The organism is Longimicrobium sp., assembly GCF_035474595.1.
In the GTDB taxonomy this organism is placed as follows: Bacteria; Gemmatimonadota; Gemmatimonadetes; order Longimicrobiales; family Longimicrobiaceae; genus Longimicrobium.
Map to the genome: position 1 here is coordinate 19,438 of NZ_DATIND010000037.1, position 22,287 is coordinate 41,724.

Sequence of the window (22,287 nt, forward strand, 5' to 3'; positions counted from 1 at the left end):
CCGCCGGATTCTTCGCCCGAATGACCAACTACACGGATGCTGAGCTCGAGGCGCTGCTGGCCGACCTCGAATCGGATCTCGCGGAGCGCAAGGAGTCGTTTTCGGGCGACGCGCCCACCAAGGTGCGCGAGGCGGTCTGCGCGTTCGCCAACGACCTTCCGGACCATCGCCGCGCGGGCGTGATCTTCATCGGTGCCCGTGACCGGTCGGGAGATCCGAGCGGGATCGCGATCACCGACGAGCTCCTTCTGAAGCTGGCGGATATCAAGACGGACGGGAACATCGTTCCGCCTCCCACGCTGACGGTGTCCAAACGAGTGCTGCGGGGCGGGCCGATGGCGGTGATCACGGTCGAGCCCTCGGATTCGCCTCCCGTGCGGTTCCGCGGCCGCGTGCACATCCGCATCGGTCCTCGCCGGGGGATCGCGAGCGCGCAGGACGAGCGCATCCTCACGGAGAAGCGCCGTGCGCGCGATACGCCGTTCGACGTGCATCCGCTCGTCTCCGCGACGGTGGCGGAGCTGGACCGGGTGCGCTTCGAGAACGAGTATCTTCCCGCTGCGTTCGCCTCGGACGTGCTGGAGGCGAACGAGCGCACGCTGGCGCAGCGGCTCGCCGTCACCAAGATGGTGGACGCGGCGAGCACGGTGATTCCCACGGTGCTCGGCGTGCTGGTGCTGGGAAGGGCGCCGCGAGACTACGTTCCCGGGGCGTACATCCAGTTCCTGAGGATCGCGGGGAAGGAGCTCGGCGATCCGGTCGTGGACGAGCTGGCGGTGGACGGGCCGGTTTCGGAGCTGCTGACCGGTATCGACCACAAGCTTCAGGCGCACAACCGGACTTCCGTGGACATCACGGCGGGCCCGCGGGAGGAGCGCCGTTCCGACTATCCGCTCCCGGCCCTGCAGCAGCTCGTCCGCAACGCGGTGATGCACCGCACCTACGAGGCGACGAACGCTCCGGTGCGGGTCTACTGGTACGACGACCGGATCGAGATCACCAGTCCGGGCGGGCCGTTCGGAACGGTGACGGTGGAGAACTTCGGCGACCCGGGGGTGGCCGACTACCGCAACCCGAACCTCGCCGAGGCCATGCGCGTGCTGGGATTCGTGCAGCGGTTCGGATTCGGGCTGGCCATCGCGCGGCGGGCGCTGGCCGAGAACGGAAATCCGTCCCTGGAGACGAAGGTGACTCCGTCGCACGTGACGGTGATCGTGAGAACGGCGGCGTAGCGGTGCGATTCCCAGACATTACTCCGCGCCACCCGGACCTGCCGCTAATACGGATGTTTGTTCTGCCCCAAATCCTGCCGTCGCTCCCCTCTGACCGGCATCGCCCGGCTGGGAAGTGCCGGACACAGCGCGCGCTGATCGGCACGCGCAGTCCCCGCCCGGCCGCTGTTTGGAAGATATCTTCCTGCAACGATTTACGTTCGATCTAGCCCAAAATCTCAGTCAGGACGCCGAAATCCGGCTTTCATGCCTCTTCGTGATCTAAATATCCTTCTCACAATCGGTTACGACGGCACGACACCTGCAAATGTTCCGAGGCTCGCATCCGGAGTCCTTTCGGAGAGCCTTTGCAGGAGCGTGAGGATGTTCGCCCACTACGATCCAAGCTCGACGACGAAGCGCCGCAAGCGTTGGACACCGACGACCATCGCCATCTCCGTCCTGGCGCACGGCGCGGCCATCGGGGCCGTGGTCGGGCTGGCACGCGAGGCCGAGGCCAAGCCGATGCGGGAAGAGGTCATCGCCGAGTGGAACCTGGAGGACAAGCCCAAGCCGCCGCCGCCCCCGCCGCCCGTCGTGCAGCCGGAGCCGCCCAGGGTGGAGCTGGCGCCCAGGGAGGAGACGCCCCGGCTGGAGACGCCGAAGGTCGAGACGCCGCGCGAGCGCCCGGCGCCCGCCCCGCGCCCCGCGCCGGTGAAGGGTGACTTCGTCTCGCCCAAGCCGCCCGAGACGCCGCCCGCGGGGATCCCGGTGGTGAACCCGAACGCGGTGCCGATCACCCCGTCGGACTTCAGCGGCATCGGCAAGGAAGGCGACGTGGTGGGTGCCGTGGACCCGTCGGACCACCGCGCGCCCACGGGCCACACCGAGCCCGCGCCGCCCGCCCCGCCGGCCGAGAAGCCCGCGCCGGAGCCGGAGCCGGCCCCCAGCGGCCCGATGGAGGAGAGCGAGGTGGACGTGCGTCCCTCGCTGCGCAACGCCGACGACATGCAGCGCGCGCTGGAGCGCGTGTACCCGTCGCAGCTGCGCGAGGCGGGCGTTACCGGCGAGACGGTGCTGCAGTTCGTGATCGACGAGAACGGGCGCGTGGAGCCCGGCTCGGTCGAGGTCGTCTCGTCGTCGGACGAGGCCTTCTCGGCGGCGGCGCGGCGCATCGTGGGGTCCATGCGCTTCAGCCCGGCCAAGGCGCGCGGCCGCACCGTCCGTGTCACCACCACCATCCCGGTGCGCTGGACGATCGCGAGCTGACGTGACGCATCCGGGGCGGATGGCCTGATCGCCGTCCGCCCCGGATCATCACGAAGCGACGGGGAGAATTTCGAGCGCGGCGATGCATCCAAGCCATCGCCGCGCATCTTTTTGCCTCGAACCTTCCCCTGCCCGCCACGATGCCGATTGCGGCGCGGCGCGCATTCCGTCATCTTCGCGCACTTCGATCCACCGTCCTGACCTGATTCCGCCCGAACCGATGAGCTCGTCGTACGCACCTCCGCTGGACCGGCTGCTGAAGCTCGGAGCCGAGCCCGCGCGCCGCCGCGTCTGGCCCGACTACCGCCACCTGGGGCTGCTGGAGCGCCACGTCCCCGACCTCGTCCGGATGGCGACGGATCCCGCGCTGCACACGGTGGAGGAGCGCCACCCGTCCGCGTGGGCGCCGGTGCACGCCTGGCGCGCGCTCGCGCAGCTCGGTGCCGGCGAGGCCGCGGCGCCGCTGCTGGCGCTTTTCGAGCGGGTGGGGGAGAACGGCTGGGTGTTCGATGAACTCCCCGCGGCGCTGGGGATGATCGGCCCCGCCGCGCTTCCCGGGGCCACGCTCCTGCTGTTCGACGAGCAGAAGGACGAAGCGGTGCGCGTGGCCGCGGCGCAGACGATCGCGAACGTGGGGCACGAGCACCCCGAGCGGCGCGGCGAGGTGGTGGCGCTGCTGGCCAAGCAGCTGGAGGACCACGCGCTGCAGGACCCCGGGTTCAACGCGCTGCTGGTGGCCGAGCTCGTGGGGCTGGAGGCGAAGGAGGCCGCGCCCGCGATGGAAGCGGCGTTCGCGGCCGGCGCGGTGGACCTGCGCGTGCAGGGGGACTGGGAGGACGTGCAGATCGCGCTGGGGATGCTGGAGGAGCGGGCGACGCCGCCGACGGCGTTCAGCCCGCTGCTGGACTGGGCCGCGGACGACGCGCCCGCGCCGCCCGCTCCCCGCACCGCCGGCGCGCGCGAGCAGGCCCGCAAGCGCCGGAAGGCGGAGAAGCAGTCGCGCAAGCGCAACCGCAAGCGGAAGTAGCCCGCCGCGTCACCCCGCGGGCGGGGGTGGCGACGGGCGGCGCGGGACCGGGTTGCGGATGGGCTGCAGGGTGCGCAGGTAGCGGTAGATGGCGCGCAGGTCGTCGTCCGTCATCCGCCGGTACTCGCGCCAGGGCATGAACGGGTGCAGCCGGTCGCCGTCCGGGTTCACGCCGGTGCGCAGGGTGCGCAGGAAGTCTTCCTCCGTCCATCGCCCGATCCCCGTCTCCGCGTCGGGCGTCAGGTTGGACGGGTTGGCGGGGAAGGCGCTGGGGGGCGTGGCATCTCCCGCATACAGCTTGTGTTTGTCCGGCGCCTGCTGCAGGCCGCCGCGCGGGGTGTGGCAGTCGGCGCAGAGGCCCACGTGGTCGGCCAGGTAGCGCCCGTACTCGGCCGTGGGCCCGCGCGGCGCCGCCGGACCGGCCCCGGTGCGCGCGGGGCGGAGGATAAGCGCCTTCGCCACGTTGAACACCAGGTCGGGGCGGTTGTGCATCCGGCGCGAGACGGGGGGCTGGGTCTTGAGATACGCCGCCATCGCCAGCGCGTCGCGGTCGGAGAGGCCGGAGAGCCACTCGTAGGGCATCACCGGGGCAAGGAGGTGGCCCTCGCGGTCCTGGCCGTTGCGGATGGCGCGCACGATCTCGGCCTCGCTCCAGCTCCCGATCCCCGTCGCCTGATCCGGCGTGAGGTTGGCGGCGAAGATGGTGCCCAGGCGCCAGTTGCGGAACGGCAGGCCGCCGGCCAGCGGGCCGTCGGGGTTGCGCGGGTCGGCCGCGTGGCAGTGGCCGCAGACCGACACGTTGCGCACCAGGTACTCGCCGCGCGCCACCAGCCCCGCCGTGTCGCCCGCGGTGGAGGTGGAGAGCCGCGGGAGCGGCACCTTCCCCCCGCCGCACGCGGCGAGCAGCGAAGCGGCGAGGAGAGCCATCGAGCGAATGGGGAAGACGGTGCGGCGGTGGGACATCTGCGCCTCCCGGGGCCAGGGTACGCCCAGCGACCAGCATCTTCCCTCCCATGCGGCAATCCGCACGCCGGTCCCGATTCTCCAGCAACGCCGCGGAAATCCGCCGTCCAGACGCGCGCCGGCCGAACGAATCCGCGACGCTGTGCGTGGCCGCTGTTCCGTAGCGAGACGCTTCTCCAGAAATCTCGCACTTCAGATCAAACCACGGCGGTTCCGTCATCAGGCGGAGATATTCGCCCGCTACGGCGCGGGCGGCGAAACGGCTGACGCGGCAATGCGAGATGCGGCTCGCGCGGCAGGTGGAGCGGCCGGAACAGGGGGATTCGATGCGCAAACGCCGATGGTCCCGATGGGTTGCGTTGCTCGCGGTGCTCGCTGCGGGGTGTGTCGCGGGGCGCAGTCCCGTGGCGACCGACGCCGAGTTCCGCCGGTGGAGCGGTGAGGCCCCCGGCAGGGCTGAAGCCTTTGCTCGTTTCGAGGCAATGCTGAACGCCGCTGGCGTGGGAGACGTCGTTCCTGCGTACGATCTGTGGATCGCCGACCGTTCGAAACCGAAGTGCCTGGTCGAGCTCTTTGCCGCTCCACCCGACAGGGACTGGCCGAACATCGTCCCGGCGCTGCGGTTCATCCGTGATCACGTCGAGCCGGCAATTGGTGATGTGCGGGTCGTCTCGGCCTATCGCGATCCGGCGTTCAATGCCTGCGTGGGCGGGGCGCCGGCCAGTGCACACAAGGAATTCTACGCCGTCGATCTGATTCCCGTGGACCGCGCGGTCACGCGTGAAAGGTTAATTTCCACATTGTGCGCCATTCACCAGAGAAAAGGCGCACGCGCCGGGATTGGCCTTGGAATCTACGGCGGCCGACGTTTTCATATCGACGCGCGCAGCTATCGCGGCTGGGGCGCCGATTTTCGCAGTAGTTCATTTCCCTGTCGGGCCAACGGCGTCGCGGCTCCATCCACAGGTCCCGGGATCGGGAAAATCAGCCGGTATCATAAGTAGGGGCGCGATTCGCTTCCGGTTCTTTGCGATCTACCGCTCGCGGGGGCTCACTGCGCCCGGAACCCGGCTGTACCGCGCCGGCGCACGGGGCTTGCACCAAGGTTTGGCGGCCGCGAACGGCAGCTCCCGGGCGGGGGCTGCCGTTCGCTCATCACTGCAAAACCGAACGGAGCGGGAGAGATAGCACGAATGGCACAGAACATCGCGGACGCGCAGGCGGCGGGAACGCTGCGGCTGGGGGGCGACCTGCCCGTGCACCGGCTGGGCTTCGGGGCCATGCGCGTAACCGGCAAGGGGATCTGGGGGCCGCCGCAGGACCGCGAGGAGTGCCTGCGCGTTCTCCGCCGCGTTCCCGAGCTGGGGGTGAACCTGATCGACACCGCCGACTCGTACGGGCCGCACGTGAGCGAGGAGCTGATCGCCGAGGCGCTCTACCCGTACCCCGAGGGGCTGGTGATCGCCACCAAGGCGGGGCTGGAGCGCCCCGGGCCCGACGAGTGGACGCCCAACGGCCGTCCCGAGCACCTGCGCAGGGCGATCGACGGGAGTCTGCGGCGTCTGCGGGTGGAGCGCATCGACCTGTACCAGCTGCACCGCATCGACCCCCAGGTGCCGGCGGACGAGCAGTTCGGGATGCTGGCCGAGCTGCAGCGCGAAGGGAAGTTCCGGCACTTCGGGCTGTCGGAGGTGGGGGTCGACGAGATCCAGGCGGCGCGGCGCGTCCTTCCGGTCGTGTCCGTGCAGAACCGGTACAACCTGGCCGACCGCGAGTGGGAGCCGGTGGTGGACTTCTGCGACGCCGAGGGGATCGCCTTCATCCCCTGGTTCCCGCTGGCGGCGGGGCCGCTGGCGCGCGAGGGCGGGCCGGTGGACCGCATCGCCCGGCGGCTGGGGGCCACGCCGGGGCAGGTGGCGCTCGCCTGGCTGCTGCGCCGCTCGCCGATGATGCTCCCCATCCCCGGCACCTCGCGGGTGAAGCACCTGGAGGAGAACGTGGCCGCCGCGGGTTTGTCGCTGGACGACGACGCCATGCGCGAGCTGGACGAGGCCTCGCGCGGCGCCGGAGAGTCCTGACCGCATACCCGTTCGGGCCGCGGAGGCATATCCTCCGCGGCTCGCGCCGCTTCATCCGATCGCAAGAATGCCGTCGTCACGATCTCACAGATGTTCGGAAAAGATCACGATCGTAGAAAGAGCAATTTTTCAGATTTGGAAAGGCGAATCACTCCATTACGCGTAGAAAGAGCATATTCATCTACCATCGAAGCACCGCCTCTCCAGCGACGGACCACGCCCGGTGCGGCATGAATGCCTCAGTTTATTCAGGTGTTTCTATATCTGGTCCCGTTCTTAGTAGCAGGCTGGCGACTTCTTCCCGTCCTCGGGAGCGCCATATTTTTCCCGCGAAAGCGACAAGTACTATTCTGAATTCCAGATAGCCACATCCGGCCGATAAGCGAAAAAGTTTTGCTTGCCATCGTCCCCGCGGTGGCTGAACTTACGCGTCCCGGTGCGGGGTGCCCGCCGCATGCCGCCCGCGCCGATCGCGCCCCATCCGCCTTCGCGCGAAGGCTCCGTGCGCGGCAGGTCCGCTCCCGCCGTTCCGGAGCCGCGATCCCACCCTCCATCGCGACCCCCGCTTGGCCGACACCGTGCTTCCGCTCGTCAGCTGCATCATGCCCACGCGCAACCGCCGGCGCCTTGCCGCGCAGGCGGTGCAGTGGTTCCTGCGCCAGGACTACGAGCGGCGCGAGCTGGTGGTGCTGGACGACGGCGGCGACGGGCTGGAGGCGCTGATCCCCGCCGACCCGCGGGTGCGCTACCACCGCCTGGACGCGCGCCTCCCGCTGGGCGCCAAGCGCAACCGCGCCGTGGAGCTCGCGCGCGGCGAGGTGATCGTGCACTGGGACGACGACGACTGGATGGCGCCGGACCGGTTGTCGCGGCAGGTGGCGGCGCTCCGGGCCTCGGGCGCGGACGCGTGCGGCGCGCAAACGCTGCTGCACTACCATCTTCCGGCGGGGCAGGCGTGGCTCTACCGCTACTCCGGCGCGCGCCCCTGGCTGGCCGGCTGCACCCTGGCCTACCGCCGTGCGGCGTGGGAGGCGGCGCCCTTCCCGGAGCGGACGACGATCGGCGAGGACACGGCGTTCGTCTGGCAGCTGGACCCGGAGCGGCTGCACGCGATGGACGACGCGTCGTTCCTGGTGGCCCTGATCCACGGCGCCAACGCCAGCCCGAAGAACCTGCGCGGCCGCCAGTGGGAGCCGCGCCCGCTCTCCGACGTCGCCGCGCTGATGGGCGCGGACCAGCGCTTCTACGCCTCGCTGCGCGGCCGGTCCGCCGCCCGCGGCCGCCCCGCCGCGATGGAGCCGGCGCCGCGCCGGATCCGCATCTCCCCCCGCGCGGTGGAGACGCCCGTCCCCGCGGCCGAGCCCGAGCCGCCGCTGGTGTCGTGCATCATGCCCACGGCCGACCGGCGCCGGTTCGCGGAGCGCGCGGTCGAGTACTTCCTGCGGCAGGACCATCCCCGCCGCGAGCTGGTGATCGTGGACGACGGCCGCGAGCCCGTTGCCGACCTGGCCGAGCGCGATCCCCGCATCGTGTACCTGCGCGCGCCGCGGCGGATGAGCATCGGCGCCAAGCGCAACCTGGCGTGCGAGGCCGCCGAGGGCGAGGTGATCGCCTGCTGGGACGACGACGACTGGTACGGCTGCGATCGGCTGAGCGTGCAGGTGGCGCCCATCGCCGCGGGCCGGGCGGCGGCCACGGCGCTGGACCGCGCGGTCCTGCTGCAGCTGCCCGGGTGCCGCTTCTGGCAATGCACCCCGCGCCGGCGCGACGCGATGTTCTTCCACGGGGTGGTGGGCGGCACCGTCACCTTCCTCCGGCAGGTGTGGCGGCGCGGCGCGGCCTTCCCCGACACCTCGCTGGCCGAGGACGCGGGGTTCCTGCGCGCGCTGCTGGCCCACAAGGCCCGCGTGGAGCGGCTCCCCGGCGAGGGGCGCTTCCTGTACGTGCGCCACGGTGCCAACTCCTGGCGCTTCGGCGAGCCGGGGAGCGGCGCGGAGGACTGGACGGAGATGGCGACGCCGCCCTTCCTCCCCGCCGAGGACCTGGCCTTCTACGCCTCGTTCTCCAGCGCCGGCGTGGCGACGAGGGTGGCCGCGTGAGGCCCGAGGTGAGCGGCGTGGTGTGCACCGGCGGGCGGCCGCGCTTCCTGCGCCAGCTGCTGCGCTGCTGGCAGCGCCAGACCTTCGCCGGCCGCGAGCTGGTGATCGTGGACGACGACCCCGAGCCGGTGCGCGGCGGCTTTCCGCGCGACCCGCGCATCCGCTACCTGCGCGTGCCGCCGGGCACCTCGCAGGGGATGAAGCTGAACCGGGGGATGGAGGCCGCGCGCGGCGCCATCATCCAGAAGCTGGACGACGACGACTGGTACCACCCGCGCTTCGTCGAGTCCACGGTGGCCGCGCTGCGCCGGGCCGCGGAGCCCGCGCTGGTGGGGATGGGGCGCTTCCTGGTGCTGATCGCCGGCGCCGGCGCGCTGAAGGACCCGGGGGGCGGATGGTTCGCCGGGGGCACGCTCTGCTTCCGCCGCGAACTGTGGGAGCGCTGCCCCTTCCGCGACGTGCGGGTGAAGGCCGACCTCGCGTTCCAGGAGGAGTGCGGCGCGGCCAGGACCTCGATCGACCACGCCCCCGAGCTGTACATCCTGGTGCGCCACGGCCACGGCCACGCGTGGAACCGGATGCGAGAGACCGACGTGACCGGCTGGTTCGCCCGGCGGCCGGATTACGCGCGGACGCTGGCGGAGGTGGTGCCGGCGCCCGAGGACCGGGCCTTCTACGCAAGCCTTCGCGCGGACCGCGCCACCGCCGGCGCCGCCGCGCTCCACCGCTGACCGGGCCGCAGACCCCAAAACCGGAGGAGGTTCCATGCCCAGCACCTACAGCTACCCGGGCGTGTACGTGGAGGAGGTCCCGAGCGGGGTGCACACCATCGCCGGCGTCAGCACCAGCGACACGGCGTTCGTGGACTTCTTCGCCCGGGGGCCGGTGAACGACCCGCAGCGGATCACCAGCTTCGGCGACTTCGAGCGCGTGTTCGGCGGGCTGGACGAGCGCAGCGAGGCGTCGTTCGCGCTGCAGCAGTACTACCGCAACGGCGGCTCGGTCGCCTGGGTGGTGCGGGTGGACACCGGCGGCACCCCCGCGGGGCTGATGCTGCAGGGCGCCTCGCCGCTGGAAGACTCGCTGCTGCTGGCCGCGGCCAACCCGGGGCTGTGGGGGATGAACCTGCAGGCCGGGGTCGACCACAAGACCTCGGACCCCGCCACGCTGTTCAACCTGGTGATCCGCGAAGTGCGCGTGGTGAACGGGCGCAACACCGTGGTGGACAGCGAGGTGCACCGCAACCTGAGCATGGACGAGACGCATCCCCGCTACGCCGTGACCACGGTGAACGAGGCGTCGCGGATGGTGACGCTGGCCGACGCCGGCCTGGGCGAGCGCCCGGTGCCCACGGGAACCGACGTGACCGCGCCGGGGGTGCTGGGCGACGCGGCGAACGCGGCGTTCACCCCCTTCGAAGACCTTCCCGACATCGACGGTGGGAGCGCGGTGGCGGCGGGCGACGGCGCGGCGCCGGACAGCAACGCGCTGATCGCCGGGATGCACACGCTCGACACCATCGCCCCGTTCGTCTTCAACCTCCTGGTCATTCCCGCCGCGGCCAACCTGGAGCAGGACAGCCACTTCGCGGTGCTGGCCGACGCCGAGGCGTACTGCCTGGAGAAGCGCGCCTTCCTGATCGCCGACATCCCCGAGGAGGTGGCCACGCCGGGCGACATGGCGGACTTCCTCACCGCCCTGGAGGGCGACGGGCTGCGCAGCCGCAACGCCGCCGTGTACTTCCCCCGCCTCACCATCGCCGACCGGCTGAAGGAGGACCGGCCGCGCAACGTGGGCGCCAGCGGCACCATGGCCGGCATCTACGCCAGGACGGATGCGACCCGCGGCGTGTGGAAGGCGCCCGCGGGAACCGAGGCCACGCTGAACGGCGCCAGCCTGGTCACGCGCATCACCGACGGCGACAACGGCGGGCTGAACCCCCTGGGGGTGAACGCGCTGCGCTCGTTCCCCATCTACGGCGGCGTGGCGTGGGGCGCGCGCACGCTGGACGGCGCCGACCAGCAGGCCAGCGAGTGGAAGTACATCCCCGTCCGCCGGCTGGCGCTGTACCTGGAGGAGAGCCTGTTCCAGGGCCTGAAGTGGGTGGTGTTCGAGCCCAACGACGAGCCGCTGTGGGGGCAGATCCGGCTGAACGCAGGCGCCTTCATGCAGAACCTCTTCCGCCAGGGCGCCTTCCAGGGGAAGACGCCGCGCGAGGCGTACCTGGTGAAGTGCGACTCCGAGACCACCACGCAGAACGACATCGACCGCGGCATCGTGAACATCGTGGTGGGCTTCGCGCCGCTGAAGCCCGCGGAGTTCGTGGTCATCCGGATCCAGCAGCTCGCCGGGCAGACGCAGGCGTAGGGGAGGAAAAGAAGTCCTAAGTCCTGAGTCCCAAGTCCCAAGTGGAACAGCAGAGACTCAGCACTCAGCACTCAGCACTCAGCACTTAGGACTTAGGACTCAGGACTCAGGACTCAGGACTCAGGACTTTCCTGTCGACCATCCGAGCTTCCTTCGGGGAGGAGACCCATGGCCCAGTTCAGCGTGAACGCGCAGCGCTTCGATCCCTACAAGAACTTCAAGTTCCGGGTGAAGTGGGACGGGCGGTACGTGGCGGGGGTGAGCAAGGTGAGCTCGCTGAAGCGGACGACCGAGGTGGTGGAGCACCGCGAGGGCGGCGACCCCAGCAGCTCGCGCAAGTCGCCCGGGCGCACCAAGTACGACGCGGTCACGCTGGAGCGCGGCGTGACGCACGACACCGAGTTCGAGAAGTGGGCGAACAAGGTGTGGAACTACGGCTCCGGCCTGGGCGCCGAGACCAGCCTGAAGGACTTCCGCAAGGACCTGGTCATCGAGTTCTACAACGAGGCCGGGCAGCTGGCCATCGCCTACAAGCTGTACCGCTGCTGGCCCAGCGAGTACCAGGCGCTCCCCGACCTCGACGCGAACGCCAACGCCGTCGCCATCCAGCACCTGAAGCTCGAGAACGAGGGATGGGAGCGCGACTACGAGGTGCAGGAGCCCACGGAGCCGTCGTTCACCGAGCCGGCGACGTGATCTAGTGCGGAAGTGCGGAAGTGCGGAAGTGCGGAAGTGCGGAAGTGCGGAAGTGCGGAAGTGCGTGAGTGCGTCGGGCCGTCCGCGCACCCGCACCGCCACTTCGCGTCGACGTCATCCGGAGGAAGCACTCAGCACTCAGCACTCAGCACTTGGGACTTAGGACTCAGGACTCAGGACTTGGGACCCAGGACTCCACCGGCTCCTACCCGAACCCGACCGATGCCCGAAACCACCCTCCGCACACCTGCCGCCGACGAGCTGCTCGCGCTCTGGGAGCGCTGGGACGGGGAGCCCCCGGCTTGGCGAGGGCTGGCGCTGGCCGCGGCGGCGTCCGCGCGGCCGGAGGCGGCGGGCGGGCTGACGGTGGGGCAGCGCGACGCGGTGCTGCTGTCGCTGCGCGAGCGGCTGTTCGGGCCGCGCGTGGTGAGCACCGCCGCCTGCCCCGCGTGCGGCGAGCGGCTGGAGCTGGACTTCGAGGTGGACGACGTGCGGATGGATGCGTCGCCCTCCGCGGGGCCGATCGCGCTGGCGGTGGACGGATTCGAGCTGGCGGTGCGGCTGCCGACCTCGGCCGACGCGGCGGATGCGGCGCGGGCGCGCGGGGTGGACGGCGCCCGGCGGCTGCTGCTGGAGCGCTGCGTGGTGGACGCCCGCGAGGGCGGGGAGGCGCGCGCGCCCGGCGACCTGCCCGACCCCGTGGTCCGCGCGGTGGCGGCGGAGATGGTGGAGGCGGACCCGCAGGCCGAGGTGCGGCTCTCCCTCACCTGTCCCGCCTGCGGCCACGGCTGGGAGGCGCTGTTCGACATCGTCTCGTTCCTGTGGAGCGAGATCGAGGCGTGGGGCGAGCGCACGCTGCGCGAGGTGCACTCTCTCGCCCGCGCGTACGGCTGGCGCGAGGGCGACGTCCTGGCGCTGACCCCCGCGCGGCGGCGGCGATACCTGGAGATGGTGGGCGAATGAGCGACTTCCTGACCTCGCTGGCGGCCCGCAGCCTGGGCGCCGCCCCCGCGCTGGCGCCCCGCCGCGCCTCGCGCTTCGAGGGCGCGCCCGCGGCGGCGGCGGACGCGGGCGCGGCGGCGTGGGGCGAGGGCCCGGCGGCGGAGGTCGCATCGCCGCGCATCGCCGCGTCTCCCGCATCGCCGTCCTCCCCATCCCCTGCGGCGTCGATTCCGGCGTCCGCGGGGGCGGGGGATGCCGCACCCTCCACGTCTCCATCTCCCGCGCGGCCGACCGAGCCGGTGCGGGGGGAGATGGGCGGGCCGCGCGAGGAGATGCGGAGCGCGGCGGCGATCCCGTCTCCCGAGCCCACGCCCATCGCCGAGCCGCGGCCCGTCCCCCGCCGCGCGCGGACGATCCCCGCGCCGGTGATGGGGATCGAGCCGGTGGGCGAGGACGCGCCGCGCTTCGCATCTCCGCCGCCCTCCTCATCTCCCTCTCCATCCCCCGAAGTCCGTCCCGCCCCGGCCCCGGCGGACGTGGTGACGCGGGCCGACGCCGTTCCCGCATCTCCCGCGCGTGAGACGCTGCTGGTCGAGCGCCGGGAGACGGTGCGCGAGGTGAGGGAGGTGCGCGCGGCGGACGAATCTCCCCGCCGGATCCCGGTCATTGTCCCGCGCATCGAGCGGATCGCGGTGCCCGCGGCGGCGGTCCGCCCCGCTCCGCAGGCCCCATCGCCCGCGGCGGCGCAGGAGGAGGCGGCGCCGGTGATCCACGTGAGCATCGGGCGGATCGAGGTGCGGGCCTCGGCGCAGCCGGCGCCGCAGCCGCGCCCGGCGCCCGCGCCCGCCGGCCCGCCGCGCGCCTCGCTGGGCGACTACCTGCGCAACTCCTCGCGGAGGCGGCCATGAGCAACGCGCTCGCCATCGCCGCGGTCACGGCCGTGCTGCGCGACCTGCTGAACAACGGGATGGTGGACCACGACCTCTCGTCGGCCGTGGGCAACGTGGCGGTCACCTCGCTCCCGCCGGACCGCATCACCACGGGCACGCAGGAAGACGCGCGGCTGAACCTGTTCCTGTACCACGTGGCGCCGAACCCCGCGTTCGCCGCGCACGCGCTGCCGGCGTACGACTCGCGCGGGAGCCGGGTGAGCAACCCGCCGCTCGCGCTGAACCTGCACTACCTGCTGACGGCGTACGGCGCGCCGGAGTACGTGCAGGAGATCCTGCTGGGGTACGGGATGCAGCTGCTGCACGAGAACCCCATCCTGACCCGCGACGCCATTCGCCGCGCGCTGGGGCCGCAGAGCCCGGTGGACGCCAGCTCGCTTCCCGCCGCCTTCCAGGCGCTCTCCGCGGCCGACCTGGCCGACCAGGTGGAGCTGGTGAAGCTCTCGCCCGAGTCGCTGAACACCGAGGAGATCTCGCGGCTGTGGACGGCGTTCCAGTCGCGCTACCGGCCCACGGCGGCGTACCAGGCGTCGGTGGTGCTGATCGAGGCGCGCAAGTCCACGCGCGCCAGCCTGCCCGTGCGCGAGCGCCGCCTGTACGTGGGCGCGCTGCAGCAGCCCGTGGTCGAGCGCGTGACCGCTGAGGCCGGCGAGCGCGAGCCGATCGTGGCCGGCGGCCGCATCACCCTGGCCGGGAGCCGGCTGCGCGGCACGGACACGCTGGTGCGCCTGGGCGGCGCCGACGTGACCCCCGCGCCCGCGGACCTGGCGCCGGACCGCATCACCATCACCCTTCCCGCGGGTCTGCGCGCCGGGGTGCAGGGCGCGCAGGTGGTGCACCAGCTGCAGCTGGGCGATCCGCCGGTGCCGCACGGGGGAACGGCCTCGAACGTGGCGGCCTTCGTCCTCCGCCCCACGCTCGTCTCGATCGAGACGGCGGACGAGGAGGCGGATGGAGACGGGCTGGTGTCCGCCGAGGTGACGGTGGAGATCGACCCCGAGGTGGGGCGCGGGCAGAAGGTGGTGCTGCTGCTGAACGAGATCGGCGCGCCGCAAGATCGGCAGGCGTTCGCCTACGCCTTCACCGCGCCCGGGCGGACCGACCCCGACGCGCCCGAGACGGCGGCGGAGCTCACCCTCCCCATCGCGCGCGTGGAGCCGGGGCGCTACCTGGCGCGGGTGCAGGTGGACGGCGCCGAGAGCCCCATCGAGCTGGACGACGACGCGCAGAGCCCCACCTTCGGCGCGTACGTGACGCCCGACGTGGAGATCTCCGCATGAGCGCCGCCGCGGCCGCGCCGGCGTGGGCCGAGGCCAACCAGCTCCTCCTGGTGGAGGCGCTGGCCCGCCTGCGCGCCCTCCTCCGCCGCGACGCCGCGGGCGAAGTCTCTCCCGAAATCGAGGGCGACGGGGAGATGGGGATCCCGGGAGATGAGGAGGGAGAGGGGCCGCCGGCGCTGGAGGCGGTGGCGGAGAGCTTCGAGCTGACGCCGTTCGAGCGCGACGTGCTGCTGCTGTGCGCCGGGGTGGAGCTGGACGGCTCGTTCGCCGCGCTGGTGGCCGAGGCGCAGGGCGACGCGCGCCGCCCCCATCCCACCTTCGGGCTGGCGCTGGCGGTGCTCCCCGGCGCGCACTGGAGCGCGGTGGCCCCCGCCGCGCCGCTCCGCCGCTGGCGCCTGCTGGAGGTGGGCGCGGGCGACACGCTGGCCACCAGCCCGCTGCGCATCGACGAGCGCATCCTGCACTACCTGACCGGGATCTGGTGCCACGACGAGCGGCTGCGCGGGCTGCTGCAGCCCATCCCCCCCTCGGGCACCCTTCCGCCCTCGCACCAGGCGCTGGCCCGCACCGTGGCCGAGCTGTGGACGCGCCCCGGCGACTGGGCCGGCCCCCCGGCGGTGCAGCTGGTGGGCGACGACCCGTCGGCCGCGCGCGCGGTGGCCGCGGCGGCCGCGCCGCGCGGGTGCCAGGCGTGGGCGCTGCGCGCGGGCGACCTCCCGCGCGGGGCCGAGGCGCGCGAGCAGGTGGCCCGCCTGTGCGAGCGCGAGGCGGCGCTCACCGGCGACGTGCTGGTGCTGGAGTGGGACGATGCCGACGACCCCGAGACGCTGCGCTCGCTGGCCGGCTTCCTAGAGCAGCCGCTGGGGCCCGTGCTGGTGTGCGGCCCGCAGCCGCTGCGGACCCGCCAGCGTCTCCTCCTTCGCCTGGACCTGGCCCGGCCCACGCTGCCCGAGCAGCGCGAGCTGTGGCGCGGCGCGCTGGGCGAGCTGCACGAGCGGCTGAACGGGAAGCTGGACGGCGTGGTGCAGGAGTTCCGCTTCGGCGCGCAGGCCATCCGCGCGGCGGGCGCGGCGGCGCGCGCGGCCGCCGCCCGCGAGCCGGGGGCCGACCCCGGCGAGGGCGTGTGGGAGGCGTGCCGCGCCCAGGCCCGGCCGCGGCTGGACGACCTGGCGCAGCGCATTGCCGGGCAGTCGGGGTGGGACGACCTGGTGCTCCCCGCCGGCCAGGTGCAGACGCTGCGCGAGATCGCCCTGCACGTGCGCCATCGCTCGCAGGTCTACGAGGGGTGGGGGTTCGCCGGGCGCGGCTCGCGCGGGCTGGGGATCAGCGCGCTGTTCGCGGGGCCCAGCGGCACGGGAAAGACCATGGCCGGCGAGGTGCTCGCGCGCGAGCTGCGGCTGGACCTGTACCGCATCGACCTCTCCGCCGTGGTCAGCAAGTACATCGGCGAGACGGAGAAGAACCTGCGCCGCGTGTTCGACGCGGCCGAGGAGGGCGGCGCGGTGCTGCTGTTCGACGAGGCCGACGCGCTGTTCGGCAAGCGCAGCGAGGTGAAGGACAGCCACGACCGCTACGCCAACATCGAGGTCAGCTACCTTCTCCAGCGGATGGAGGCGTACCGCGGGCTGGCGGTGCTCACCAGCAACGCCCGCGACGCGCTGGACAGCGCCTTCCTGCGCCGCCTCCGCTTCGTGGTGCACTTCCCCTTCCCCGACGCGGCGCAGCGCGCGGAGATCTGGCGCCGCGTGTTCCCCGCGGCCACGCCGGTGGACCGGCTGGACTGGGCGAAGCTGGCGCGGCTGAACGTGGCGGGGGGCAACATCCGCAACATCGCGCTGTCGGCGGCGTTCCTGGCGGCCGACGCGGGCGAGCCGGTGCGCATGCCGCACCTGCTGCGCGCCGCGCGCGCCGAGTACGCCAAGCTGGAGAAGTCGCTCTCCGACGCGGAGACGGCCGGATGGGTGTGAAGCCGCGCGCCGTGGAGCTGCACGTGGGCTCGCTGGTGCTCGAGGGCTTCCGCCCCGGCGACCGGCACCGCATCGGCGCGGCGCTGGAGCGCGAGCTGGGGCGGCTGATGGCGGAGCACGGCGTTCCCGCGGGCCTCGCTGCCGGCGGCGACGTCCCCGCGCTGCGCGCTCCCGCGGCGGCGCTCCCGGCGGACGCCTCCCCGTCCGTCCTCGGTGCCCGCCTCGCCCGCTCGGTGTACGGCGCGCTGGGGGGAGGGGAGGGGCGATGACGCGCGTCCTGGCCGCTCCCACCGCCGCGCGCCCCGCGCCCGCCGCCGCCGAGCCCGCCCGCCCCGAGCGCGAGGACGAGCGCGCCCAGCGCCTCGCTCCCGCGCTGGAGCGCGCGGCCCGCTCCCCCGGCGCGCCGCTGGAGCCGGGGGTGCGGCGGGAGATGGAGGAGCGCTTCGGGCACGACTTCGGGCGAGTGCGCGTCCACGCCGGGCCGGCGGCGGCGGAAGCGGCCGAGGCGCTGGAGGCGCGCGCCTTCACCCGCGGCGCGCACATCTTCTTCGCGGCGGGCGCCTTCCGGCCGGCGAGCGCGGCGGGGGCCCGGCTCCTCGCGCACGAGCTGGCGCACACCGTCCAGCAGGGGGACGAATCGCCCTCCATCTCCCCCGAATCTCCCGTCACCTCTCCCGGCGACCGGGCGGAGCGCGAGGCCGGGGGCGCGGCGCGGGCGGCGATGGCGGGGCGGGAGCCGGGCCCCGCCGCGCTCACCCCGTCGCCCATCCCCGGCGTCATCGCCCGCCAGACCGCCGCGGCGGAGGCGGAGGAGACGGAGGCGGACGAAGGCGCGCGCGACGAAGAGGAAGAGGTGGAGTCGGTCGAGGAGCTGCTCCGCGCCCTCCGCCGCGACCCCGCCGACCGCGAGGGGCGCGTCCACCTCCGCATCTCCAGTCTGGGCGACCTGGCGCGGGGCGCGGTGCTCGGCCGCCTCCGCGAGGAGGCCGACCCGGCGCGGCGGGGGGAGATCGACCGCATCGCCGCCCGTCCTCCCGGACCCGAGGCGACCGCGAACCCCACTCCGCTCCGCCCCGCGGCGGACGGGACGGCGGTGGCGCAGGACCCCGCGCGCCCGGGCCGGCCGGACGACCGCTCCGTCGCCGCGGCGGCGGCGCGGCGCGCGCCCGCGGTGCCGCCCGCGCCCGCCGTCGCCCGTCCTCCGGCTCCGGTTCCGCCGTCCGCGCGCGAGGGGCTGCCGCCGCCGTCGCAAGCGTCGACGCCGCGCGCCCCGGCCGGTGCCGGCGCCCCGCAGACCGCCGCGGCCCACGCCGCCGCCGCGGAGACCGTCGCCGCCGACGGCGAGGCCCGGGCGGGGGCGCAGACGGCGGCGGACGCGGACGCCGGCGAGCGCGAGGGCGGCGAGGGCGAGCGCCCGGTGCGCCTGGCCGACCGCGTGGAGCCGCTCCCCGAGCCGCCCCCGCCGCCGGCCGAGGGCGCCGCCGGTGCCGGGGCGCCGGGCGGAGGCGCAGGCGGCCCGCCCTCCGCGGAGGGGCCGCCCTCCGCGCCCGCCGCGCCTCCGGGCGAGCGCGCGGAGCCGGCGCGCGCGCCGCTGGGCCCGCGGCCGCGCGGCGCCGCCCGGCCGACCGCGCCGGAGCGCCCGGGCGCGCTGGAGGCGCTGGCGCGCTCGGCGGGGCTGGGCGGGCTCATCTCGCTCGCGGGCGCCTTCGGCCGCCAGTCTCCCGGCGACGACCGGACCGACCGCGCCGCGGTGTCGGAGGACCTCCCCGTTCCCACGCCGGCGGGTGGCACGGGCGGCGCCGCATCTCCATCTCCCGCTTCTCCTTCCCCCGGCGCGGCGCCGTCCCCCGCGGCGGCGGGGACGACGCCCGCCGGCCCCGCGGCCGCCGCGCCGGCGGAGCCGGAGATCGACCTGGAGGCCGCGCGCGCCGACGCCGCGCAGCTGGCCGGCGAGCTGTCGGAGCAGGTGCCGGCCGAGTCCGAGGCGCGCATCCGCGAGGGGGCCGCCGAGGCGCGCCGCACCGTGCTGCGGCAGGCGCAGCAGGTGCGCGGCGCGGTGACCGCGCGGACCGACGCCGCCGTGCTGCGCGTGCAGGCCGTGTTCACGGCCAGGCGGCGGACGGTGGACGACGCCTTCACCGCCGCGCACGCGCAGGTCGACAGCCAGCTCTCCGCGCGCCGCTCCGAGGGCGAGATCGCGGGGCGCGCCGGGCGCGAGCGGATGCAGCGCGTGTTCGACGACCACCGCACCGCCATCGAGGGGCACGTCACCACCGCCATCGCCGATGCCGAGGCGCTGCGCACCCGCCACGCCACGCGCGTGAGCACCCGCAGCGAGGAGCAGGCGAACCAGGCGGTGGAGGCCGCCAACGGCGTGGCGGCGGGGTACGCCGGCAACGAGCGCGGCCGCCGCCAGGCCTCGGCCGCGCGGCGGGTGGGAGCCAACACCGCGCGGGAGATCCGCGCCCGCATTCCCAACGGCGTGGCGGCGGTGGAAGAGGTGACCACGCCGCTTCCCGACCGCTTCCGGCAGGGGGGCGACGACGCGCTGCGGGGCTACGACCAGCACCTTCCCGAGCTCCTGGCGCAGGTGGACCGGCAGACCGCCGCGGCGCTGGCCGCGCTGGACGCCCGCGCCGCCACCGCGCACACCCAGCTCGACACGCAGCACACGCAGGCCACCGACACGCTGGACGCGGCCGCAACGGCGGCGGAGACGCGCACCCGCGGCGTGGGAACGGCGGCCACCACGCAGATCGACGCGGCGCTGGGGCGGGCGCTGCGCTTCATCGACGGGTCGGTGGAGCCGGCCGCGAGCCGCATCCGCGAGCTGGTGGCCGAGGGCTCGGCGGTGCTGCGCGACGCGCCGGCGCCCGACCCCGGCTCGTCGCGGGCCTTCGCCGGGCAGGTGCGCGAGTTCGCGGGCGCGGCGGCCGAGGACGCGGTGGCCCAGACGCGCACCGGGGCCGAGGGGATGGCGGGCGAGTTCCCCCGCGTTCTCCCCGGCGTGGGGCAGGGGCTGCGCGCGGTGGAGCGCGCGGTGACCACCGAGATCACGCGCACGGTGGACTCCATCTCCACCTCGCTCTCCACCTTCGTGGTCGAGGTCGACACCGGCTACGGCAGCATCCTGACGGAGATGGACACGTCGGTGGGGCAGATGGAGACGCAGGCGCGCGACGGCCTGGCCCCGTCCGCCACCGAGCTGCGGGGGCGCTTCCGGACGATGCTCTCCGACGCGGAGACGCAGGTGTCGGGGAAGGTGCGCGAGGGGCTGGCGCACAACGACGACGCGGTGCGCGAGGTGGCGCCGAAGGCGCGCGAGGCGGGGAGCGACACCGGGTGGGACTACGACCATCCCGTGCTCGCGGCGCTGCGCGACATCGGCGAGATCGTGGCGGGGATCATCGTGGGGATCATCGCGGCGATTCTCCTGGTCGTGGCCGTCATCCTGGTCATCAAGCTCGCCGTCTTCCTGCTGGTGGTGGCGGGGGTCTCGGCGGTGGTGGCCGAGATCATCGTGGGCGTGGCGGCCGTGGGCCTGCTCGTCTACGGGCTGTACGAGGCGTACGAGCGGCGGGTGGGGGCGGGGCAGAGCGGGCCGGCGGCGTTCGGCGGGGCGGTGCTCGACATCCTGGGGCTTAGCGAGGCGGCGTCGGCGTTCACCAACCCCGACCTCACCCCGTTCCAGGCCGGCTACGCGCTGGGGCACGGGCTGACGACCTTCGCCAGCTTCTTCGTGGGCGGGCGGATCAACAAGCAGATCAACGGCCGCCTCCCTCCCTCGTTCACCAACCCCAGCCAGGGCGCGGCGTGGACGGCGCTGGGGCGGGCGGCCAGCCGGCTCCGCGGCGGCTCGGGCGCGCTGGCCGAGGGGGCACCCGCCCTCCCGCTGCGCGCGCCCGTGGTGGAGCCGCCGGCGGTCGTGGAGCCGCCCGCCGGCCGCCCCACGGTGACCGAGCCGCCGCCGCAGCCGGTGGTGGAGCCCGCGCCGGCCTCGCGCCCGGCGGTCGCGGCCGAGCCGCCCGCCACGCCGCCGGTGGAGCCGCCGGCGCCGGTGCGTCCCACGGTGGCCGAGCCTCCGGCGGCCGGCCGTCCCGCCGTCTCCGAGCCGGCGGCCGGCCGTCCCGCGGTCGCCGAGCCGGCGCCCGCGGCGGAGCCTGCGGCGGGGCCCCGCGCCTCGGAGCCGGCGTCCGTCGCCGAGCCCACCCCCGCGCCGGAGCCCGCTCCCGCCGGACGCCCGCGGCTGCGGCTGGTGCAGCCGGAACGCCCGCCCGTGGAGCCGCCGGCTGCGCGCCCCGCCCGCGCGGCCCCGGAGGGCGCGCCCCCCGAGCCGGCGCCGCGCGCGGACGGCGGCCGCCCGGCGGCGAGCCCGCGACGCGGCAACGTGGTGGACCTGGCCGAGTACCGCGCCAGCCGCGCCCGCGCGAATTCCCGTCCGGGGACGGCGCCGGCCGAGCCGGTCTCGGGCGAGGTGCCGGTGGAGTTTGCCGAGGCCGCGGGCGCCGAGGGGCAGCGCCCTGTCGCCCTGGCGGCGGAAGAGGGCGCGGGCGGGCGCGGGCTGCGCCTGGCGGGCGAGAGCGCGGGCGAGGCACCCCGCGCCAGCTCCGGCCCGGGCGGGCGCGGCGGGCGCGGCGGTGGCGGGGGACGCGGCGGCGGCGGACGCGGCGGGACGGCGACGGGCCCGCGCGGCGGGCGGGGGAGCACGGCGGGTGGCGGGGGACGTGGGGGCGGTGGGCGCGGGGGCGGCGGGGGACGCGGAGGCGGGGGACGGGGCGGCGGAGGCGGGCGCGGGGGTGGCGGGCGCGGCGGCGGGCGGGGGAGCCGGGGCGGGCGGATGGAGCGCAGGCCGTTCGACGAGCCGTTCGACCGGCCCGAGGACTTCTGGGCCGCCGAGGCCGAGGCGCCGCGCGGGCGCCCCTCCGCCAGCGAGGTGCTGGAAGGCCCCAGCGACACGGCCGACGCCATCGCCGACCTGGAAGCCACCGCCGAGCCGCCTACCGCCACCGACATCGCCGACCTGCGCTACCGGCAGGCGGCGGGAACGGCGCTGGAGCGGGGCGAGCTGGCGCGCTGGGCCAGCGAGCTTCCCGCCGAGGCGGAGATGATCCCCCGCGGGCGCTTCGGGCGAAACGCGGCCACGCGCTGGCTGCGGCAGATCTTCCCCGGCAACGAGCGCCCCGACGCGGTGATCGTGGACCGCGCGGGCGGGCGGCTGGTGGTGGCCGACGTGACCTCGCGCGGCCACGCCGAGCACATCGCCAAGTCGGTGGGCTACGGGCGCACGCTGGCCTCGCTGCGCTCGGTGATCCCCGCCGAGCTCCGCAACTTCGTCATCGTGGTGCAGGAGCGGTACTGGGAGTACGGCGCGCCCCGGCTGCGCGAGATCATCATCCGCTGACGGCCGGCAAATCCGGCAAGGAAGAGGGAGACGATGC

General features: G+C 74.4%; 16 protein-coding genes. 15 read left to right on the top strand and 1 reads right to left on the bottom strand.

The annotated features are described in order from the left end of the window. Nucleotides 1-20 precede the first annotated feature (20 nt). The 3 genes from VLK66_RS06020 (at nucleotide 21) to VLK66_RS06030 (ending at nucleotide 3,507) form a co-directional block, all read left to right on the top strand. Entirely contained in the window at nucleotides 21-1,232 is a 1,212-nt protein-coding gene (locus VLK66_RS06020) for an ATP-binding protein (protein ID WP_325308479.1), read from the top strand. A gap of 363 nt (nucleotides 1,233-1,595) precedes the next feature. Continuing rightward, nucleotides 1,596-2,480 (top strand): energy transducer TonB, encoded by an 885-nt coding sequence (locus VLK66_RS06025; RefSeq protein ID WP_325308480.1) that lies wholly within the window; start codon nucleotides 1,596-1,598, stop codon nucleotides 2,478-2,480. A 220-nt stretch (nucleotides 2,481-2,700) separates the two neighbouring features. Next, nucleotides 2,701-3,507, top strand: a complete 807-nt coding sequence (locus tag VLK66_RS06030; protein WP_325308481.1) for a hypothetical protein — start codon at nucleotides 2,701-2,703, stop codon at nucleotides 3,505-3,507. A gap of 9 nt (nucleotides 3,508-3,516) precedes the next feature. Here the strand turns inward: VLK66_RS06030 and VLK66_RS06035 are convergent, their stop codons facing one another. Then, the gene (locus tag VLK66_RS06035) at nucleotides 3,517-4,470 is read right to left on the bottom strand and encodes a c-type cytochrome (RefSeq protein WP_325308482.1); all 954 of its coding nucleotides are present in this window, start codon (nucleotides 4,468-4,470) and stop codon (nucleotides 3,517-3,519) included. A gap of 404 nt (nucleotides 4,471-4,874) precedes the next feature. Between VLK66_RS06035 and VLK66_RS06040 the strand changes: the two genes are divergently transcribed. The 12 genes from VLK66_RS06040 (at nucleotide 4,875) to VLK66_RS06095 (ending at nucleotide 22,250) form a co-directional block, all read left to right on the top strand. Continuing rightward, on the top strand, nucleotides 4,875-5,474 hold the full coding sequence (locus tag VLK66_RS06040) for a D-Ala-D-Ala carboxypeptidase family metallohydrolase (protein WP_325308483.1): 600 nt from the start codon (nucleotides 4,875-4,877) through the stop codon (nucleotides 5,472-5,474). Nucleotides 5,475-5,663: 189 nt separating this feature from the next. Further along, entirely contained in the window at nucleotides 5,664-6,548 is an 885-nt protein-coding gene (locus VLK66_RS06045; RefSeq protein ID WP_325308484.1) for an aldo/keto reductase, read from the top strand. Between the two features lie 566 nt (nucleotides 6,549-7,114). Continuing rightward, on the top strand, nucleotides 7,115-8,647 hold the full coding sequence (locus tag VLK66_RS06050) for a glycosyltransferase family 2 protein (protein ID WP_325308485.1): 1,533 nt from the start codon (nucleotides 7,115-7,117) through the stop codon (nucleotides 8,645-8,647). Further along, a complete protein-coding gene (locus VLK66_RS06055) occupies nucleotides 8,644-9,378 on the top strand; it encodes a glycosyltransferase family A protein (protein ID WP_325308486.1) in 735 nt (244 codons plus the stop codon). Before VLK66_RS06050 ends, VLK66_RS06055 begins: the two co-directional genes overlap by 4 nt. A 34-nt stretch (nucleotides 9,379-9,412) precedes the next feature. After that, complete coding sequence (locus VLK66_RS06060) at nucleotides 9,413-11,014, top strand: phage tail sheath family protein (RefSeq protein ID WP_325308487.1); 1,602 nt, start codon at nucleotides 9,413-9,415, stop codon at nucleotides 11,012-11,014. Between the two features lie 168 nt (nucleotides 11,015-11,182). Beyond that, nucleotides 11,183-11,710 carry a phage tail protein gene (locus tag VLK66_RS06065; protein WP_325308488.1) on the top strand — a complete coding sequence of 176 codons (528 nt, stop codon included), beginning with the start codon at nucleotides 11,183-11,185 and terminating at the stop codon, nucleotides 11,708-11,710. A 222-nt stretch (nucleotides 11,711-11,932) separates the two neighbouring features. After that, on the top strand, nucleotides 11,933-12,673 hold the full coding sequence (locus tag VLK66_RS06070; RefSeq protein ID WP_325308489.1) for a hypothetical protein: 741 nt from the start codon (nucleotides 11,933-11,935) through the stop codon (nucleotides 12,671-12,673). Further along, nucleotides 12,670-13,560, top strand: a complete 891-nt coding sequence (locus VLK66_RS06075; protein WP_325308490.1) for a hypothetical protein — start codon at nucleotides 12,670-12,672, stop codon at nucleotides 13,558-13,560. The genes VLK66_RS06070 and VLK66_RS06075 overlap by 4 nt, the downstream gene beginning before the upstream one ends. Next, on the top strand, nucleotides 13,557-14,882 hold the full coding sequence (locus VLK66_RS06080; RefSeq protein WP_325308491.1) for a DUF4255 domain-containing protein: 1,326 nt from the start codon (nucleotides 13,557-13,559) through the stop codon (nucleotides 14,880-14,882). The genes VLK66_RS06075 and VLK66_RS06080 overlap by 4 nt, the downstream gene beginning before the upstream one ends. Next, nucleotides 14,879-16,849: an ATP-binding protein gene (locus VLK66_RS06085; RefSeq protein WP_325308492.1), complete on the top strand. Its 1,971-nt coding sequence runs from the start codon at nucleotides 14,879-14,881 to the stop codon at nucleotides 16,847-16,849. The genes VLK66_RS06080 and VLK66_RS06085 overlap by 4 nt, the downstream gene beginning before the upstream one ends. Beyond that, nucleotides 16,840-17,118, top strand: coding sequence for a hypothetical protein (locus tag VLK66_RS06090; RefSeq protein WP_325308493.1), 279 nt, complete (start codon nucleotides 16,840-16,842; stop codon nucleotides 17,116-17,118). The genes VLK66_RS06085 and VLK66_RS06090 overlap by 10 nt, the downstream gene beginning before the upstream one ends. Then, a complete protein-coding gene (locus tag VLK66_RS06095; protein WP_325308494.1) occupies nucleotides 17,115-22,250 on the top strand; it encodes a DUF4157 domain-containing protein in 5,136 nt (1,711 codons plus the stop codon). The genes VLK66_RS06090 and VLK66_RS06095 overlap by 4 nt, the downstream gene beginning before the upstream one ends. The last annotated feature ends 37 nt before the right edge of the window (nucleotides 22,251-22,287 follow it).

What these genes read in the sequence shown, in the direction of transcription:
- VLK66_RS06020 (WP_325308479.1), top strand. Translation starts at nt 21, where the DNA reads ATGACCAACTACACGGATGCTGAGCTCGAGGCGCTGCTGGCCGACCTC.
- VLK66_RS06025 (WP_325308480.1), top strand. Translation starts at nt 1,596, where the DNA reads ATGTTCGCCCACTACGATCCAAGCTCGACGACGAAGCGCCGCAAGCGT.
- VLK66_RS06030 (WP_325308481.1), top strand. Translation starts at nt 2,701, where the DNA reads ATGAGCTCGTCGTACGCACCTCCGCTGGACCGGCTGCTGAAGCTCGGA.
- VLK66_RS06035 (WP_325308482.1), bottom strand. Translation starts at nt 4,470, where the DNA reads ATGTCCCACCGCCGCACCGTCTTCCCCATTCGCTCGATGGCTCTCCTC.
- VLK66_RS06045 (WP_325308484.1), top strand. Translation starts at nt 5,664, where the DNA reads ATGGCACAGAACATCGCGGACGCGCAGGCGGCGGGAACGCTGCGGCTG.
- VLK66_RS06060 (WP_325308487.1), top strand. Translation starts at nt 9,413, where the DNA reads ATGCCCAGCACCTACAGCTACCCGGGCGTGTACGTGGAGGAGGTCCCG.
- VLK66_RS06065 (WP_325308488.1), top strand. Translation starts at nt 11,183, where the DNA reads ATGGCCCAGTTCAGCGTGAACGCGCAGCGCTTCGATCCCTACAAGAAC.
- VLK66_RS06070 (WP_325308489.1), top strand. Translation starts at nt 11,933, where the DNA reads ATGCCCGAAACCACCCTCCGCACACCTGCCGCCGACGAGCTGCTCGCG.
- VLK66_RS06075 (WP_325308490.1), top strand. Translation starts at nt 12,670, where the DNA reads ATGAGCGACTTCCTGACCTCGCTGGCGGCCCGCAGCCTGGGCGCCGCC.
- VLK66_RS06080 (WP_325308491.1), top strand. Translation starts at nt 13,557, where the DNA reads ATGAGCAACGCGCTCGCCATCGCCGCGGTCACGGCCGTGCTGCGCGAC.
- VLK66_RS06085 (WP_325308492.1), top strand. Translation starts at nt 14,879, where the DNA reads ATGAGCGCCGCCGCGGCCGCGCCGGCGTGGGCCGAGGCCAACCAGCTC.
- VLK66_RS06090 (WP_325308493.1), top strand. Translation starts at nt 16,840, where the DNA reads ATGGGTGTGAAGCCGCGCGCCGTGGAGCTGCACGTGGGCTCGCTGGTG.
- VLK66_RS06095 (WP_325308494.1), top strand. Translation starts at nt 17,115, where the DNA reads ATGACGCGCGTCCTGGCCGCTCCCACCGCCGCGCGCCCCGCGCCCGCC.